Origin of the sequence: Microcoleus sp. S13_B4 (genome assembly GCF_036700885.1) — a bacterium.
GTDB lineage: Bacteria > Cyanobacteriota > Cyanobacteriia > Cyanobacteriales > Microcoleaceae > Microcoleus.
Genome location: NZ_JAUBPU010000018.1, coordinates 64,849 through 79,736, shown reverse-complemented (window position 1 = coordinate 79,736; position 14,888 = coordinate 64,849). Strand labels below are relative to the sequence as shown.

The following is a 14,888-nucleotide window of genomic DNA, read 5'->3' as shown; positions in this document are numbered from 1 at the left end:
GATATATATACAGAATGAAAGGTAAACTCTAATGGACGAACAACGCCTCGCGGCCTATCTCGAACTGATTCAAGGCCTGCTTGAGTGCCCTAGCGGTGAAGAGGATGATATTCTCAACGCCAATCGAGACTTAGTTGATGCCAATTTTGTGCAAGTCATGGCAGCGGAAGCGGAGAAGATGGCAGCAGAGGGCAACTCCAAGGCAGCTTGGTTGCAGAATCTAGCGGCAGAATTGGCTAACTTTATTGCCAGTGCAAATTCTCATACAGATTATTTAAAATTCTTGAGGGAGGTGTTGCAAGCGATATTTAAAAGTAGAGGAAATCCTCAAGTTGTCTATCCGCTGTTTCAACAAAATCTCGATAAGCTAAATCTCAAACTTACTTAAATTTTGCAAGCTAGAAATATCGAAAATTTTAAACAGCTTTCTTCAGAAGCACAACAGTCTCTCGCTGCGGATATTAACAATTTTGGCGACTTAATTCAGCATTTTCCCTTGGGGCGGCGGGCATGGAATTTAGAAATCGGCATCGCTTGTTACGAGTCAGCTTTAATGTTTTACACCCGCGAACAATTTCCCCAAGAGTGGGCAGGGACTCAAAATAATTTGGGTCTTGCCTACAGCAATAGAATTCAGGGAGAAAAGACCCAGAATATAGAACTGGCGATTGCTGGTTACGAGTCGGCTTTAAAAGTCTACACCCGCGAACAATTTCCCCAATATTGGGCAATGACTCAAAATAATTTGGGTGTTGCCTACAATGACAGGATTCAGGGAGAAAAAGCCCAGAATATAGAACGGGCGATTGCTTGTTTAGAGTCGGCTTTAATAGTCTATACCTGCGAACAGTTTCCCCAATATTGGGCAATGACTCAAAATAATTTGGCTTCTGCCTACAGCAAGAGAATTCAGGGAGAAAGAGCGCAGAATATAGAACGGGCTATCGCTTGTTGCCAGTCGGCTTTAATAGTCTATACCCGCGAAAAATTTCCCCAATATTGGGCAACGACTCAAAATAATTTGGGTCTTGCCTACAGTGAGAGAATTAAGGGAGAAAAGGCTCAGAATATAGAACAGGCGCTCGCTTGTTACGAGTCGGCTTTAATAGTCCGCACCCGCAAACAATTTCCCCAAGATTGGGCAATGACTCAAAATAATTTGGGGGCTGCCTACAGTGAGAGAATTTACGGAGAAAAGACCCAGAATATAGAACGGGCGCTCGCTTGTTACGAGTCGGTTTTAAGAGTCTACACCGACGAACAATTTCCCCAAGAGTGGGCAGGGACTCAAAATAATTTGGGTCTTGCCTACAGCAATAGAATTCAGGGAGAAAAAGTGCAGAATATAGAACGGGCGCTCGCTTGTTACGAGTCGGCTTTAAGAGTCTACACCCGCGAACAATTTCCCCAATATTGGGCAATGAGTCAAAATAATTTGGGTCTTGCCTACAGCAACATGATTCAGGGAGAAAAGATCCAGAATATAAAACGGGCACTCGCTTGTTACGAGTCAGCTTTAATAGTCTACACCCCTACCGCTTTTCCTTTAGAATGTCTGAACTCTAGCAGAGGCCTTGGAAATACCGCTTTCACTGCTGGTTTGTGGGAGATTGCCATCGAAGCATACGAGCAAGCGATGACAGCGGTGGAATACAGTAGAAGTTGGGCAACTTCCGACGATATCCGCCAGCAGATTTTAGCAGAATCGATCGATGTTTACGAAAAAGCAATTCAAGCTTGCGTCAACAGCAACCAACTGGAAAAAGCCATAGAATATTGTGACAGAACCCGTGCTCAGCGGTTAGTCGATTTAATGCACAGCAATGATTTGTATGCTAGCAGCGAAATTCCACCCGCCGTGCAAAAGTATTTGCAGGAATTTGAGGCGAAGCAGCGGCAAATTGACGCAGAAGTTGAACAACTCCGCAAACCTTCTGAAAGCAATAAAGAATTAGCCGATGTGGGGAGTCAGTCGCGCAGTCGGGCAGATTTGTGTGCTTACACGGAGAAGATTCAAGGATTGGAAGGGGAGAAACAGCAAATCTGGGAAAATATTCGCAGTTTAGATCCGGTTTTAGCTGGACAAGTTCAAGTCGCTCCGATGCAGTTTGCGGCGATGCAGAAACTCATTGACAATTCGCAGACGGCGATTCTCTGTTTTTATACCACGACTGATGACACTCATGTTTTTGTGATTTACAAGGATAAAGCGCCGCAGATTCACACTTGTCAGGGAGAGGGTACGGGAAGTTTTCAGAAGTGGATTGGCGAGAGTTGGTTGTTGCCTTATTTGCAGGAGCGGAAAATTTGGCAACAGGGGATGGGTGAGTTTTTGTCTCACTTGTCGCAGCGGTTGAAATTTGATGAGTTGATTGGTAATTGTTTGGATGGAATTGAGGAATTGATTGTGATTCCGCATCTGTTTTTGCATCAGATTCCGCTGGCGGCATTGCCGATTAATGGAAACGCTTTCCTCGGAGATAAATTACTGCTGCGTTATGTTCCGAGTTGTCGAATCTTGGAGTATTGCAGTGAACGTCCCACCATCGAATCCCTCAAATACGGGATTGTAGAAAATGCCACTGATGATTTGTACTTCACTCCTTTTGAGTGCGAACAAATTGCCGAAATTGTGACCAAACCGGAGCGCTTAAAAGGAAGTCAAGAAGCAACAGTCGCAGCCTATCGAAACCTCGCCCAAAAAGTGAATATCATGCACTCCAGCCACCACGCTGTCTCGCGTTTGGACAATCCTTTAGAATCGCGATTGTTTTTAGGAGACGGGAGTATCACGTTAGGGGAATTGATGACACCTGGTTGGCGCTTGCCGCAGTTATCCGATGTGTTTATGTCCTGCTGCGAAACTAATTTAGGAGGTACGGAAATTACCGATAATCTTCTTAGTTTGGGAACGGGGTTTTTGTGTGCGGGAGCTCGGAGTGTGGTCAGCACTTTGTGGGCGGTGGATGATTTTGCTACTTCGTTGTTTTCAATTTTTTACTATCAGTATCGTCGGGAAGGTTTGAGTCGGCCAGAGGCTTTGTGGCAGGCACAGGTGAGGTTGCGGACAATTTCGGGTGCGGAGTTGAAAGAGCTTTATCAACCGCAAATCGATCCGTTGGTTCAGAGAATTATTGGGGATTTAAAGTCAAAATTGGCTGTGATCCAAAAGGAAAAACAAAAGTTAAAATTGCGGCATAAATGCTACCACAAGGAGACGGATGAGTTTAAGGAGTTGGGGGCGGAGTTGAAGAAAATAACGAAGCGGGAGAATCAGATTCAGAAACAGAAGAAAGGATATGAAAGTTTGAAAGAAAATATTTACACTCTGTCAAATCCTTTTGATGATTTGAGTTATTGGTCGGGATTTATTTGTCAGGGTTTGCATTGACAAGACTTACGCACTGCAGCTGAATGAACCGGGTTTTTTACCGAATCTTTCGCCTGCAACGAAATATTTTCGTAGTTCACCTGCGCTTAAAAATCGGGTTCTGCAGCCAAAAGCTCGATCGACAAATCCATCTGTTCCTTCCCCCGCGCCAAAAATCTTTCGCACTTCTGCCAACACTCCACAGCCACCCCAAATTGCTCGAAAACCTCTTCTAGAGGCAACTCTCCCGATTCCACCCGATCGATAATCGCTTCAATTCGATCGACCGTTTCCTCATAATTCCAGTCAGACTGGCGCAACTGCGAATCAATCATAACTTTTCTTCCGCATCCAATACTTCTACAATCTTAACTTTCAGCACGCCCCGACTCAACCTCACAGTCAATTCCTCTCCCAATTCCAAACCGTCAGTTGTGCGAACGATCGTACCGTCACTTTGGATTACCGCCGCATAACCCCTTTGCAATACTGCCGCCGGATTCAGTGCGGATAACTTTTCTTGCAATACTTCCAGTTTACCAGTTGCTTGCCGCAAAGTTCGGGATGTCGCAGGTAAGCGTTTTAATCGATTTTGTAACAGTTGCAAATGCTCTTCTTCTGTCTGAAATCTTGCCCGCACAGCACTTGCTAAATTGACCATTCGCTGCCTGTGTTCAAAGTAAAGATCTGCTAAAATTGGTACAGCTTGAGCGGCCGCCGCAGTGGGAGTGTGGGCTCGTTTATCTGCTACTAAATCGGCGAGAGATTCGTCTCTTTCGTGCCCGATACCAGTGATAATTGGAATCGCACAATTCGCGATCGCCCTGACAACTCTCTCATCATTAAAACAAGCCAAATCTTCCGCAGAACCGCCGCCGCGCCCTAAAATGATCACATCCGCCCTACCGTCCAATTCTACACGGGCGATCGCCCTAGCAATGGCAGCAGCAGCCACTTCTCCCTGCACTCCTGTCGGCGACAGCAACACCCGCAAACCCGGATATCTTTGGGCTAGAGTCCGCTGAATGTCTCCCCAAGCAGCGCCAGTATCGGATGTCACCACGGCCACAATTTGCGGGTGTGCGGGAATCGGGCGCTTTCTGGCAGGATCGAAGAAACCCTCAGCATCCAAGCGCGATCGCAATTGCTGCAACCGCAAAGCCTGCAATCCTTCCCCAGCCGGTAGCGATTGCACAACAGTCAACTGGTACTCGCCGCGATTTTTGTAAACCCGGATGCTTCCCAAAACCAGCAACTGTTCCCCTTTGGCGGGCATTTGCACCAATTTTTGCCGCTGAGAATTCCACACCACGCAGCGAATCGCAGCGCTTTTGTCGGTGTCGCACAGAGTGAAAAAGCAGCCGCTGGGGTGGTGCGAAACGTTCGACACCTCGCCTGTCAGCCAAACAGATTGCAGGTTGCGATCGCCCTCCAACAAGTCTTGCAGGTATGATGTTAGTCCGGCAACAGATAAAGCTGTATCGGGAAGAATTGAAGTCATCCAATTTTAGATTTTAGATTTTAGATTTTAGATTTAGGCTACTATCAATGCTTCGGACAGTGTGCGATTGCCAAGCGTAAAATAAGGGTGTCAGGGCTATGGCAGAATCGACTTGCTAACGGAAAATCCAGGGTTTCCGACTAGGATCTCAAAATAGTCCGGACTATTGTAGTATATCTAAGGTAATTTATTGGTAGGCTGAGCGGACGATAGTAATTTTAACTGCAAACAAACTAATGATATCAGATACAATGACTTCGATGAATGTGCTGCGCCAAGAGGCTGCGGCGATCGGCATTACTGAGGAAGAAGCCAGAAAATATGGCGACCTCCGACATAAAAGAACTTGGTCTTTGGCGATCGAACATCACCTCTCAATGCAAGATTTTGCCGATCGCATAGAACAATCCTTCACAACTTCCGAACCCGATTCCTCCAGCGCACTCAACCAATCTCAGACTGCGGAGTCGAAAGACTATAGTATTCAGCTAACTGCGAACCTAGGCGAATCTAGAGTAACCAGGGAGAACCAAACAGCATCTCTTGCTTCGCCACAACAGCAAGCAGTAGCAATCGGGCCGCACGGTAATTCCGACCACCGCAGCGACCAAAACCGAGGTTTTAAACAAGTAGTTCAAAATCATATTAAAGCATTAACAATTGCATCCGCCTCCCGCATAAATCTGCCCCATTCACAACTGGGCAATTGGGTTTGTCCTGAGTGTGGACCCGAGGGCGAATTGGATTGTTACCTTTGCGCCGGAGAAGGCAATGTAGGGGACATGGCAGCTATTGGGTGGACGCTAGCTTATATGGAAATGTTGGGCTGTTCTGCTCGCGAAATTGAACCGTTGAGAAAAATTTCGCCTTCATCGAATATTCTGGAGTTGAATTTAAAAGTTTGTGTTGCTATCAAACAAAGTAGCGAAGTTTTAGCGAGGACGGAGAAATGGGTAATTAGCCATTAGTTACCTGCAAGCTCAACCAAATTAAGTATTGATTCTAGCTTTTTCAAAGCAACTTCCAAATCGTCATTAACAACTTGGAAATCGAATTCCCCAGCAGCTTCAATTTCCTCTTTAGCCCGCAGCAACCGACGGGCGATCGCACTTTCGGAATCTTGACCCCGACTCCGCAAGCGCCGTTCCAATTCTTCCCAAGAAGGAGGTAAAATAAAAATTCGCAGCGCCTCTGGAAAATTATTCCTAATTTGCCTAGCCCCTTCGAGCTCAATTTCGAGCAATACCCATTTTCCCTCACCAATTCCTTGCTTGAGACCAAAATAAGGAGTACCGTAAAAATTACCGGCAAACTCGGCCCATTCCGCCAACTCTCCAGCCTCAACCATTTGTTCAAAGCGGCTGCGGCTGACAAAATAGTAGTGCTGTCCCTCAATTTCTCCCTCACGGGGCGATCGAGTTGTCACCGATACCGACAGATACAATTCGGAATGGCGATTAAGGAGCGATCGTACTAAGGTGCCTTTCCCCACACCGCTAGGCCCCGTCAGAACAATTAATTTACCAGATTTCATTTTTAGAATAGAAACGTGTAACAATTTAAGTTTCCGCTTACTTTAGACTGTAAACGCTCAAATTGCAACTGACAAACCTCAATCATCCCGACCTTGACCGTCTTTGCTCACCACAAAACGATTAGCAACCGTTTCCGGCTGAATCGCCGAGAGGATGACGTGACTCGAATCTGTAATAATTACCGCTCTCGTGCGACGCCCGTAAGTCGCGTCAACCAGTTGTCCCCGCTCCCGCGCATCAGTAATAATCCGCTTAATTGGCGCTGACTCGGGACTGACAATGGCAATCACTCGATTAGCAGACACAATGTTACCAAAACCGATATTAATTAATTGAATATCCATGAAAATCTTAATCTGTAGGTGAACGATTGACTATTAATCCTTACTTTTTATCATATAAGCTGTTCATCATTTAAATTTTCGAGGCTATCTAAGCCAGTAAAGGGTTTCAACCTCTGAAACACGCATTTTAAATGCACAACAGCTTAATATACAAATATTTTTTTTGAAAATTCTCAAATTAATCCCAACTAAGTTTTTTAGTTTATACCTGAAAATTTTACCCTTTTGACGCCGAGTACCCCGTTCTTTATCAAAAATTTAAAAAATACTCCCTGTTGCCGCTCTATCTTAAAGATTCGGTAAACTCGTCGATTTTTAGTTGCTAATAAACGCATTAGCTGTATGGATAAAACAATCTGTAAATGTTGCGAAATATAAATTTAATTGTCACACTAGGAAAAAAATAAGTATTATCAGTGATAAATAGTAGTAAATATTTGCCAAGCGAAAGTCTATACTAACACTATTGAGACTGATGCTGCTTTGATGAGGTTTCCAACCTAAACTACAAGCTGCTGGTGATCGCACATCAGCCCCAATTTCCCACCAAAAGATTGGGGCTGGTGTGCCAAAATACAGATGTTTATTGCATGATGTTCTACACTAAAATGGGTTGGCAGAAAGAATTTTAGTCCTATTAATATCAATCAAAAAAGTGTGGCTTTCATTATCATTTTTATAACCATAAAACTTAAGCAAAAAGTTGTTTTACGCATGATTTATAGCGTATTTCAGGTTTATGAAGTGTAGGGACACGGCAATGCCGTGTCCCTAGGAAGAACGGTTGTGTGGTTCATAAACCTGGAATCTGCTGGGTAGCAGTAAGACTTCATCCACACCGCACCCTACACATACAGGATATGTATCAATACTTCTCGGTTAAGCTCAAAATCAGGTAGACTGGTATTGATTGGTGGATAAGCGAGGGTAAAATTGATGCAGATCAAAGAATTCAGCTTAATCGAAACTTACCCCCTGCGGGGTAGTTCTGTAGGGGTGCATCTCACTTTTGCGAATATGTCAAAAAAGGCTTAAAATAAAAAAGCTAGTAAAATCGTCAAATAAAGATGAGGTAAAGAAAATGACAGCCTCAGACCAGCAACAGCTAAAAGTCTACTTAAAAGCGGCAGCAGAAGTTCTTTAGAGAAATACAGATCCAATCGAGTAAAAAAGTTGGGAAAGTATCGACAAATCGGTGCGTCAGAAAATGTTAGAATAAGTGGGTTCCACACTAGGTAGATTTTTTTTTCAGCAGTATCAGGAATTCAAACAGGAAAACCCCCCAAATAAAATCCACAGTCGGCTCCCTCGAAATTACAGACAATCAGGCGAAAGATTTTGGTTGGAAAGCTTACAGTCAATTTAGTCCACTGATGAAAAAATGTTGTCTTTTAATCAGTGCCAACGAATCTTATCAAAGGGTAGAAAAAGATTTGGAAAAATTTACGGCAATCAAAATTTCTCACACTACATTACTCATATTAGTCAAGAGACAAGAATTTGAATTACCTACATCTAAACAAGCAGTCCAATAAATTACACTGGATGCCGGTAAAGTCAGGCTAAGCAACGAAACCAAGGGCGAGGGGTGTTACTGGAAAGACTATAAAACCGTAGGTTGAGATAATGTTTATTGTGGAGCATTTTTTCAAAATAATCAAGATTTAATGGATGGGATTAATCGGCAAAAATTACTACAAGGTAGGGGGTTCAATAAAACGATTAAAATTAGCATAAACGAGGTTGGGACCAAGCAAAGTTGATGATTTATATTGCAGCGCAGCAATACAAATATTGGCAGCACACGCAGTTAATTATAGATGTGGCATCGGGGCCCGGAGGCAGCGATTTTTCCCTGGAAGGGCCGGATGGAGAGCGTTTTATTACTCGTTCCCGCTTGTTTGTTAATGCTGATTAACTCGGCGTTGCATAATAGAGAGATGATCGGGAGAAAAAGTAGCAGGAAATGCCCAGAATGCAAATCCAATAGGACAGTGCGTAAAGTTTTGTAACTTTGGTATATTGTTATCTTGGATGCAATCTAGAGCCTTCTATATCAGAAGTTGAAAAAAGGGATGAACGCTATAATTATTGGTTGTGGCTATGTTGGAAGTGCCGTTGCCCAGCATTGGCGGAACCTGGGTCACGTAATCACTGCAACGACGACAACGCAAGAGCGCATTGGGGAGTTACAGAAAGTTGCCAACCAGGCGATCGTCCTGAAGCGTTGCGATGAAGAGACATTACAGACGATCCTGCAAAATCAAGATGTGGTCTTCCTGAGTCTCGCTCCTACAGCAAACCAACAAGTAGATTCCGATATGTACGAGGAGACATACCTGCATACGGCCAACAATCTTGTTCTTGCGTTGAAGCATTTTCCCAACATAAAACAACTCATATATACCAGTAGTTGTGCAGTGTATGGCAATAGTAATGGAGGCTGGGTGAGTGAACTTTCACCTGTGGCACCAGCTAACAGACATGGAGAGATTTTACATGAGACGGAGCAAGTTTTGCTGTCAGCATCCAGCTCCGATTTGAAAGTATGTATCTTTCGCCTTGGAGCAATTTATGGACCCGATCGCGAGTTAAAGAAACGGTTAAGTAAGCTTGCAGGCACAACTCGCCCAGGCACAGGCAATCATTTCACGAACTGGATTCATCGGGACGACATTGTATCAGCAAGTGAGTTGGCGCTCGCTCGTCAATTACAAGGAGTTTATAACCTAGTGAATGATTTTCCCATTACTGCTCGTGAGTTGTTTAAAAAAATGTGCGATCGCTACGAATTACCTGAAGTGGAATGGGATGGATCAGATGCCACACAGCAATCGAATAATCGACGCATATCGAATCATAAGCTCAAAGCAGAAGGATACCAGATCATTCATCCAGAAGTAGAAACTTGAGCCTGTTAAATGGCGAATACATCAGCCTTTTGTTCCGGTTGTTCGTAGATTAAAGTACAGCTTCGGGGGGTGTTTTGAGTATCGGGTGTCCAACGCATGGAGGCATAATAGGGAGTATTGAATCGATCGCTCGAAAGAACAACCTCTATTGCATCGGGAAATTGGATTTGTAGAAAATCGCCTTGTATTTCACTCGGTTGAGGAGGAACTGGCAGTTGAGCCATCTCATCCAATGAAACATAAGTCCCGCCTGTGGTTTGAGCAGGAAGTTTGAGGCCGTTTACTTGATCGATTCTACAGTGAGTTTGTTCAGACCACCAAGGTTTCGCTACCTCTTCCTTAATTTCTCTGAAGAATGAAAAGCTATTGGGTTGAGGGCTATTTGCGGCAGCTTTGTACATTACTACCACACTCGTTCTTTTTCCTGATGCCAGGAGGTAAGGCTCAAAATAGAATCCCTGACCAGTTCGATCGCCCCCAACCATTGTGTCAGAAGAATGGGGATTAAAAAGCAGATAAGCCTCTGGATCAACCGGATGGATAATCAGCGGATTACCCAAGGTCAAAACCCATTGTTTCTGCGTTACGGTTTCTGTCATCCGACTCCTGAAGTCAAGGGAATGGGTGACAGTTTGCCGATCGTCAGAAGGAATGAAGCTCCGTACAGAATCAAGAATATCGAGAACTTGCCCTGCGGCATCATATCTAACCAATACCCCTTGCCAACGTCCGCAGTGATGAGCCATGAGAGTCTCCCACTGCTGTTGAGCAGTTAAAGGTACTTTGGCGGTGATGGACACCCTGTTTTCTGACATTGGCATATCGCTGTTTTCCATATACATTGTTGTCAACAATTTAGTTGGGCGGATTCTACCTGCTCATTTATTCTACTCAAGACTGAGCCAGCATTATTTGCAACTGAGACTGCTATCATCCACTTCGACGCTTGTTTAACTGCAACTGACACACCCTGTCCTGCGCCGATAATACCTATCCTGCTTTGGGACGAAACCATTTGTGCTTCTCCAGATTTAAGATTGCCGATCGCTTCTCAACCACTATTGTAATTAAGGAAAATCCAATTTTGGCGATCGCCCAATTGCGGATTGAGCTTTTGTTAATAGCGACAGGTTTGACGCTGCCGCTAAAATCACTATCTAAGCTGATGCAGGATTAAGGTTTAAGTGATGACTTCAAAATTCACGCACTCAAAACTTAAGACTACTTTAAGCTGGAGTATTTTTAATTAGAGCCAATTCAATTTTGTCACCAGCCTTTTGACTCACTTGTGCGCGCAAACTTGGCCCAAAAAAAGTAGCTATTTTGTCTTGCTTTTCTTCCCATAAGTCGATCGACATTAGTGGCGAATAAAACTCTAAAATTAACCCATAAGCACCGTCAACATCAACTTCCCGCAACCCTTGCAGGAGTGGCCGTTCCTCGTCTGTCGGGGCCAGGCCCAAGCGCTCCAAAGCATCATCTAAGTGCGCGGGTTGACCGTAGCGAAATCGGGTAATATCTTTGCGGACTTGGTTTTGAGTATCGGTGGCTTGACTTTCTCGCAGGAGAAGAACTTCGGGAGAAGTCGGTTCGGTGAACTCCACTGGTTCGAGTTCTGCCGCTTTGAGGGCCAAACCTCCCAGCAACAGCGGAATTCCATAAAAAAAACCCGCTAGGTTCAGGGTAGGTCTGTCTGTGAAGTAAGCTCCGAACCCGACTGCTGCTATAATACCGCCCACAACTAAGGCTAGGTTTGCTAAAGAAATTTTACGTAACATATTAGTGAGGTAAGTAGTCGGACAGAAATAATATACTTTAATTATTATCTGTCAAAAAGTCTTGAATAAATTTAGTTTTTTTGCCAAAAGACCTGCAAAAACTGCTAGCATCTATGAGCGCGGGAGCGGTGTGCATCCACAGTCTTGTCTCTAGGTTCAGAAGCTTATCCTGCCGGACTCGCCCGGGCGCGCCATCGGTAAATATCCGTGTTAATTGCGCGGCGTTGGTTCCAGAAGGCAATCGAGATCGGCAGTATCATCAAAGTATACAGAGTGGCGATCGCGATCTACACTCTTGCCCTTTCAACCATTTTTCGGACATGATTAAAGACGAAGACAAACAAACTGCTGGAGCAAACAAGGCGGTTTTGGAGCAGATTAACTCGCTCAAACGCGAAGATGAAAGGCTTTATAATATCTTAGCGATCGATGTCTGGGCCCTAGCCAAGACGATGGATGAATATCAACCGGGATTTTGGGCTGCTTTTATGAAAAACCGGGAGAAGGCCCTGAAGCGATTTTTAGCTGGAATGATGAAAAATAAACCCGCAGATACCAAACGTCCGCCTTTTTTGCGCTAAAATTTGGCTGAAGTTTGGGGGAAGTTTTGATGTACAATCAAACTATAACACAGACCCAAAAACCCTGAGCAGGTTCATCACTTCTCATATAAAAACAGTGAAGGATTTGCCCAAAAAGGTATGTCGGTGGATTAAGAATCCCCGTCTGTTCGCAGGGGGGACTGTCAAATATTTTTGTTAATAGTAGCAAAGGCAAAAAACCATGGATGCACAAACAATCAAAGAGCGCGTAGCACAGATCGAGAGCAAGCGGGAATCCCTCGTGCGGCTGTTAGATCGATCGGACTTGGGAGCCCTGAGAATAGATGTGAGTCAGGCGATCGAAGAAATTGACGATCTCTTAGAAGAATTCAAGCGCACTTTTAACAGTTAAGCAGTCAGAAGTCATTAGTCATGAGTCATCAGTTGTTAGCTAAGCTGCCGGGCATTTAATTTGCATAGTTAGGTTACTAAAAATCTTGTGGGGTGGGCCCCAAAGCTAGCCCTAAAAGTGAAAATTAAATGCAGTATATAGCAATCCTCGCATCCTTTGTGAATTTCTTACTCCCTCCCCGAACCCGCGGGGAGGGTTGGGGTGGGGTAAAAAATTTACGACTCCTGCAAGGATTGCTATAGCTTAATAGCTAAAAACAACCGACAACTGCTAACGGCAAATTTAACTAATGACTAATGATTAATGACTAATTCATTACCATATCCATCAAAATTTGCTGAGAGCTCACTTCCGGGCAATTAGTAGGCGGCCGTCGCTGAGAGTAGTGTCCTCCCGGCTGCAAATCCCAAGCTTGGCGGTTGTCAGCCAGCATTACCCCCAAAATTTCTTGCAGTTCCTTGGCAATTGTCGGGTCTTCCACCTGAACTATGGCCTCCACCCGTCTTGTGAGATTGCGCTGCATCCAGTCAGCAGAACCAATATACACCTCTTCGTCGCCACCGTTGAAAAAATAAAACATCCGAGAATGCTCTAAAAAGCGCCCGATAATACTGATAACTCTGATATTTTCGCTAACACCCTCAACGCCGGGACGCAAACAGCAAATCCCCCGAATAATCAAATCAATTTTAACTCCCGCTTGCGAAGCTTCGTACAAAGCAACAATGATTTGAGGGTCAACTAAAGCGTTCATTTTAGCGACAATGCGGCCGCAGCTACCGATACCGCCTTCTGCCTGCAAGCGGCAGAATTCTGCCTCGCGACGGATTAAAGCTAAAAATCGATCGCGCATATTGACTGGCGCTACCAATAATTTGCGATAAGATACCTGCCGCGAATAGCCCGTCAAATAATTAAACAAATCCGTCAAATCAGATCCCAAATCCTCGCGACAACTCAACAAACCCACATCGGTATACAGTCCGGCTGTTTTGGGATTGTAATTGCCGGTGCCGATGTGGACATAGCGGCGGATGTGCCCGTCCTCGCGACGCACTACCATCACAATTTTGGTGTGGGTTTTGAGTCCCACCAAACCGTAAACTACGTGGACTCCCGCTTGTTCTAACTTGCGAGCCCAATTAATATTATTTTCTTCGTCAAACCTCGCTTTGAGCTCTACTAAAACGGCTACCTGCTTGCCGTTTTCCGCTGCTTGAATTAAGGCGCTGACGATCGGCGAATCTCCAGAAGTGCGGTATAAAGTCATCTTAATCGCTAACACGGAGCGATCGTGCGCCGCCTCAGTAATAAACCGTTGCACCGTCGCCGCAAACGAGTGATAAGGATGGTGCAGCATCAAATCCCCCTGCCGGATGGCGGTGAAAATATCCTGACCATCCTCAGCATCCAACATCGATTTCTCTAAAATCCTTGCCGATTCCGAGTTCCGCAAGCGGGGCGGCACAACCGGAGTCCAAGCCGGGTCTTTCAGTTCCGGCACCGGCAGCCCCACAAAAGACATCAAATCCTTGAGGCCTAGCAGCCCCTCTACGACGTAAACATCTTGCTCACCGAGATACAGCTCATCCATCAGCATATCTCGCAGCGCAGGTGGCATAGTCGCTTGAATTTCCATCCGCACAGCAGAACCTCCAAATCGGCGCTTGCGGAGTTCCTGTTCTATTGCCAGCAGCAAATCCTCCGCCTCATCTTCCTCCACCGTCAAATCGGAATTGCGAGTAATGCGGAACGGGTGATATTCCTCAACGTCCATCCCCGGAAACAAAGCTTCTAAATTGTGGGCAATCACCTGTTCTAGGGGCACGCCAGTCCAAACAGGAGATTTGCCCCTCTGCGGCCACTGCAAATCCCCCGGTAGTGGCAAAAACCTCGGGAGTACCTGCGGTACTTTGACGCGGGCAAATAATTCTTCCCGCGTGTCGGGGTCCCTGACTACTACTGCTAAATTGAGGCTGAGATTGGAAAGATAGGGGAATGGGTGGCTGGGGTCAACTGCTAAAGGAGTGAGTACGGGAAATACTTGTTCTTTGAAGTAGCGGTGCAAGTAATTGCGCTGTTCTTGATTGAGGTCAATGTAGTCCAGAATGTAGATGCCGCTTGCTGCTAGTTTCGGCCGCAGGGTTTGCTCAAAATAGGCGTGTTGCTGAGAAACCATCGGCAAAAGCCGCTTGTTAAGGCCATCTAGCTGTTGTTGAGGCGTGCTGCCGTCGGAGGTCAATTTGCTGACTTTTGCTTGTACTTGCTGTTTGAGGGCGGCCACCCGCACCATAAAATATTCGTCTAGGTTGGAACTAAAAATAGCGAGAAATTTGAGCCTTTCTAGGAGGGGCGTGCGGGGGTCGAGGGCTTCGTGGAGCACGCGGTTGTTGAATTCTAGCCAGCTTTGTTCTCGGTTGAAGTAATATTGAGGGTCGCTGAGATTGATTTCAGTGTAGGTTTTGGCGGGGATCTTTTTTGGCTTGGGCATGGT

General features: G+C 45.2%; 15 protein-coding genes and 1 pseudogene. 9 read left to right on the top strand and 7 right to left on the bottom strand.

Annotation, left to right across the window (positions count from 1 at the left end):
- Window positions 1–31: 31 nt before the first annotated feature.
- Together QT994_RS12985 and QT994_RS12980 are read left to right on the top strand one after the other, a co-directional pair.
- Window positions 32–388 (top strand): hypothetical protein, encoded by a 357-nt coding sequence (locus QT994_RS12985; protein WP_333175056.1) that lies wholly within the window; start codon window positions 32–34, stop codon window positions 386–388.
- 3 nt (window positions 389–391) lie between these two features.
- Window positions 392–3,391, top strand: a complete 3,000-nt coding sequence (locus QT994_RS12980; protein ID WP_333175053.1) for a CHAT domain-containing tetratricopeptide repeat protein — start codon at window positions 392–394, stop codon at window positions 3,389–3,391.
- 86 nt (window positions 3,392–3,477) lie between these two features.
- Here the strand turns inward: QT994_RS12980 and xseB are convergent, their stop codons facing one another.
- On the bottom strand, window positions 3,478–3,705 hold the full coding sequence (xseB, locus tag QT994_RS12975) for an exodeoxyribonuclease VII small subunit (protein ID WP_333175050.1): 228 nt from the start codon (window positions 3,703–3,705) through the stop codon (window positions 3,478–3,480).
- On the bottom strand, window positions 3,702–4,871 hold the full coding sequence (gene xseA / locus QT994_RS12970; protein ID WP_333175048.1) for an exodeoxyribonuclease VII large subunit: 1,170 nt from the start codon (window positions 4,869–4,871) through the stop codon (window positions 3,702–3,704). Before xseA ends, xseB begins: the two co-directional genes overlap by 4 nt.
- A gap of 236 nt (window positions 4,872–5,107) precedes the next feature.
- On the opposite strand from xseA, the gene QT994_RS12965 reads away from it, so the two are divergent.
- Window positions 5,108–5,839, top strand: a complete 732-nt coding sequence (locus QT994_RS12965; RefSeq protein ID WP_333046045.1) for a hypothetical protein — start codon at window positions 5,108–5,110, stop codon at window positions 5,837–5,839.
- Here QT994_RS12965 and gmk read toward each other — a convergent pair.
- Both gmk and remA read right to left on the bottom strand, forming a co-directional pair.
- Complete coding sequence (gene gmk, locus QT994_RS12960; RefSeq protein WP_333046046.1) at window positions 5,836–6,405, bottom strand: guanylate kinase; 570 nt, start codon at window positions 6,403–6,405, stop codon at window positions 5,836–5,838. The genes QT994_RS12965 and gmk overlap by 4 nt on opposite strands.
- A gap of 78 nt (window positions 6,406–6,483) precedes the next feature.
- Complete coding sequence (remA, locus tag QT994_RS12955; protein WP_333046047.1) at window positions 6,484–6,750, bottom strand: extracellular matrix/biofilm regulator RemA; 267 nt, start codon at window positions 6,748–6,750, stop codon at window positions 6,484–6,486.
- Window positions 6,751–7,831: 1,081 nt separating this feature from the next.
- Between remA and QT994_RS12950 the strand changes: the two are divergent.
- From QT994_RS12950 to QT994_RS12940, 3 genes and pseudogenes are all read left to right on the top strand, one after another.
- A pseudogene (locus QT994_RS12950) lies at window positions 7,832–8,447 on the top strand (ISKra4 family transposase); the annotation flags it as partial.
- A gap of 65 nt (window positions 8,448–8,512) precedes the next feature.
- On the top strand, window positions 8,513–8,668 hold the full coding sequence (locus QT994_RS12945; protein ID WP_333175046.1) for a DUF779 domain-containing protein: 156 nt from the start codon (window positions 8,513–8,515) through the stop codon (window positions 8,666–8,668).
- 157 nt (window positions 8,669–8,825) lie between these two features.
- Window positions 8,826–9,662 (top strand): SDR family oxidoreductase, encoded by an 837-nt coding sequence (locus QT994_RS12940; RefSeq protein WP_333175044.1) that lies wholly within the window; start codon window positions 8,826–8,828, stop codon window positions 9,660–9,662.
- 5 nt (window positions 9,663–9,667) lie between these two features.
- On the opposite strand, the gene QT994_RS12935 is transcribed toward QT994_RS12940, so the two are convergent.
- Window positions 9,668–10,498 carry a DUF3598 family protein gene (locus tag QT994_RS12935; RefSeq protein ID WP_333175042.1) on the bottom strand — a complete coding sequence of 277 codons (831 nt, stop codon included), beginning with the start codon at window positions 10,496–10,498 and terminating at the stop codon, window positions 9,668–9,670.
- A gap of 179 nt (window positions 10,499–10,677) precedes the next feature.
- On the opposite strand from QT994_RS12935, the gene QT994_RS12930 reads away from it, so the two are divergent.
- The gene (locus tag QT994_RS12930; protein ID WP_333175040.1) at window positions 10,678–10,839 is read left to right on the top strand and encodes a hypothetical protein; all 162 of its coding nucleotides are present in this window, start codon (window positions 10,678–10,680) and stop codon (window positions 10,837–10,839) included.
- 49 nt (window positions 10,840–10,888) lie between these two features.
- Here QT994_RS12930 and QT994_RS12925 read toward each other — a convergent pair whose 3' ends face one another.
- The gene (locus QT994_RS12925) at window positions 10,889–11,440 is read right to left on the bottom strand and encodes a DUF2854 domain-containing protein (RefSeq protein ID WP_333046051.1); all 552 of its coding nucleotides are present in this window, start codon (window positions 11,438–11,440) and stop codon (window positions 10,889–10,891) included.
- Window positions 11,441–11,760: 320 nt separating this feature from the next.
- On the opposite strand from QT994_RS12925, the gene QT994_RS12920 reads away from it, so the two are divergent.
- Together QT994_RS12920 and QT994_RS12915 are read left to right on the top strand one after the other, a co-directional pair.
- Window positions 11,761–12,021, top strand: coding sequence for a hypothetical protein (locus QT994_RS12920; RefSeq protein ID WP_006632500.1), 261 nt, complete (start codon window positions 11,761–11,763; stop codon window positions 12,019–12,021).
- 202 nt (window positions 12,022–12,223) lie between these two features.
- Entirely contained in the window at window positions 12,224–12,394 is a 171-nt protein-coding gene (locus QT994_RS12915; protein WP_333046052.1) for a hypothetical protein, read from the top strand.
- A gap of 307 nt (window positions 12,395–12,701) precedes the next feature.
- On the opposite strand, the gene ppk1 is transcribed toward QT994_RS12915, so the two are convergent.
- Entirely contained in the window at window positions 12,702–14,885 is a 2,184-nt protein-coding gene (gene ppk1, locus QT994_RS12910; protein ID WP_333175038.1) for a polyphosphate kinase 1, read from the bottom strand.
- Window positions 14,886–14,888 lie beyond the last annotated feature (3 nt).

What these genes read in the sequence shown, in the direction of transcription:
- xseA (WP_333175048.1), bottom strand. Translation starts at nt 4,871, where the DNA reads ATGACTTCAATTCTTCCCGATACAGCTTTATCTGTTGCCGGACTAACA.
- QT994_RS12985 (WP_333175056.1), top strand. Translation starts at nt 32, where the DNA reads ATGGACGAACAACGCCTCGCGGCCTATCTCGAACTGATTCAAGGCCTG.
- QT994_RS12940 (WP_333175044.1), top strand. Translation starts at nt 8,826, where the DNA reads ATGAACGCTATAATTATTGGTTGTGGCTATGTTGGAAGTGCCGTTGCC.
- remA (WP_333046047.1), bottom strand. Translation starts at nt 6,750, where the DNA reads ATGGATATTCAATTAATTAATATCGGTTTTGGTAACATTGTGTCTGCT.
- QT994_RS12920 (WP_006632500.1), top strand. Translation starts at nt 11,761, where the DNA reads ATGATTAAAGACGAAGACAAACAAACTGCTGGAGCAAACAAGGCGGTT.
- gmk (WP_333046046.1), bottom strand. Translation starts at nt 6,405, where the DNA reads ATGAAATCTGGTAAATTAATTGTTCTGACGGGGCCTAGCGGTGTGGGG.
- QT994_RS12935 (WP_333175042.1), bottom strand. Translation starts at nt 10,498, where the DNA reads ATGGAAAACAGCGATATGCCAATGTCAGAAAACAGGGTGTCCATCACC.
- QT994_RS12915 (WP_333046052.1), top strand. Translation starts at nt 12,224, where the DNA reads ATGGATGCACAAACAATCAAAGAGCGCGTAGCACAGATCGAGAGCAAG.
- QT994_RS12925 (WP_333046051.1), bottom strand. Translation starts at nt 11,440, where the DNA reads ATGTTACGTAAAATTTCTTTAGCAAACCTAGCCTTAGTTGTGGGCGGT.
- ppk1 (WP_333175038.1), bottom strand. Translation starts at nt 14,885, where the DNA reads ATGCCCAAGCCAAAAAAGATCCCCGCCAAAACCTACACTGAAATCAAT.
- xseB (WP_333175050.1), bottom strand. Translation starts at nt 3,705, where the DNA reads ATGATTGATTCGCAGTTGCGCCAGTCTGACTGGAATTATGAGGAAACG.
- QT994_RS12965 (WP_333046045.1), top strand. Translation starts at nt 5,108, where the DNA reads ATGATATCAGATACAATGACTTCGATGAATGTGCTGCGCCAAGAGGCT.
- QT994_RS12945 (WP_333175046.1), top strand. Translation starts at nt 8,513, where the DNA reads ATGATTTATATTGCAGCGCAGCAATACAAATATTGGCAGCACACGCAG.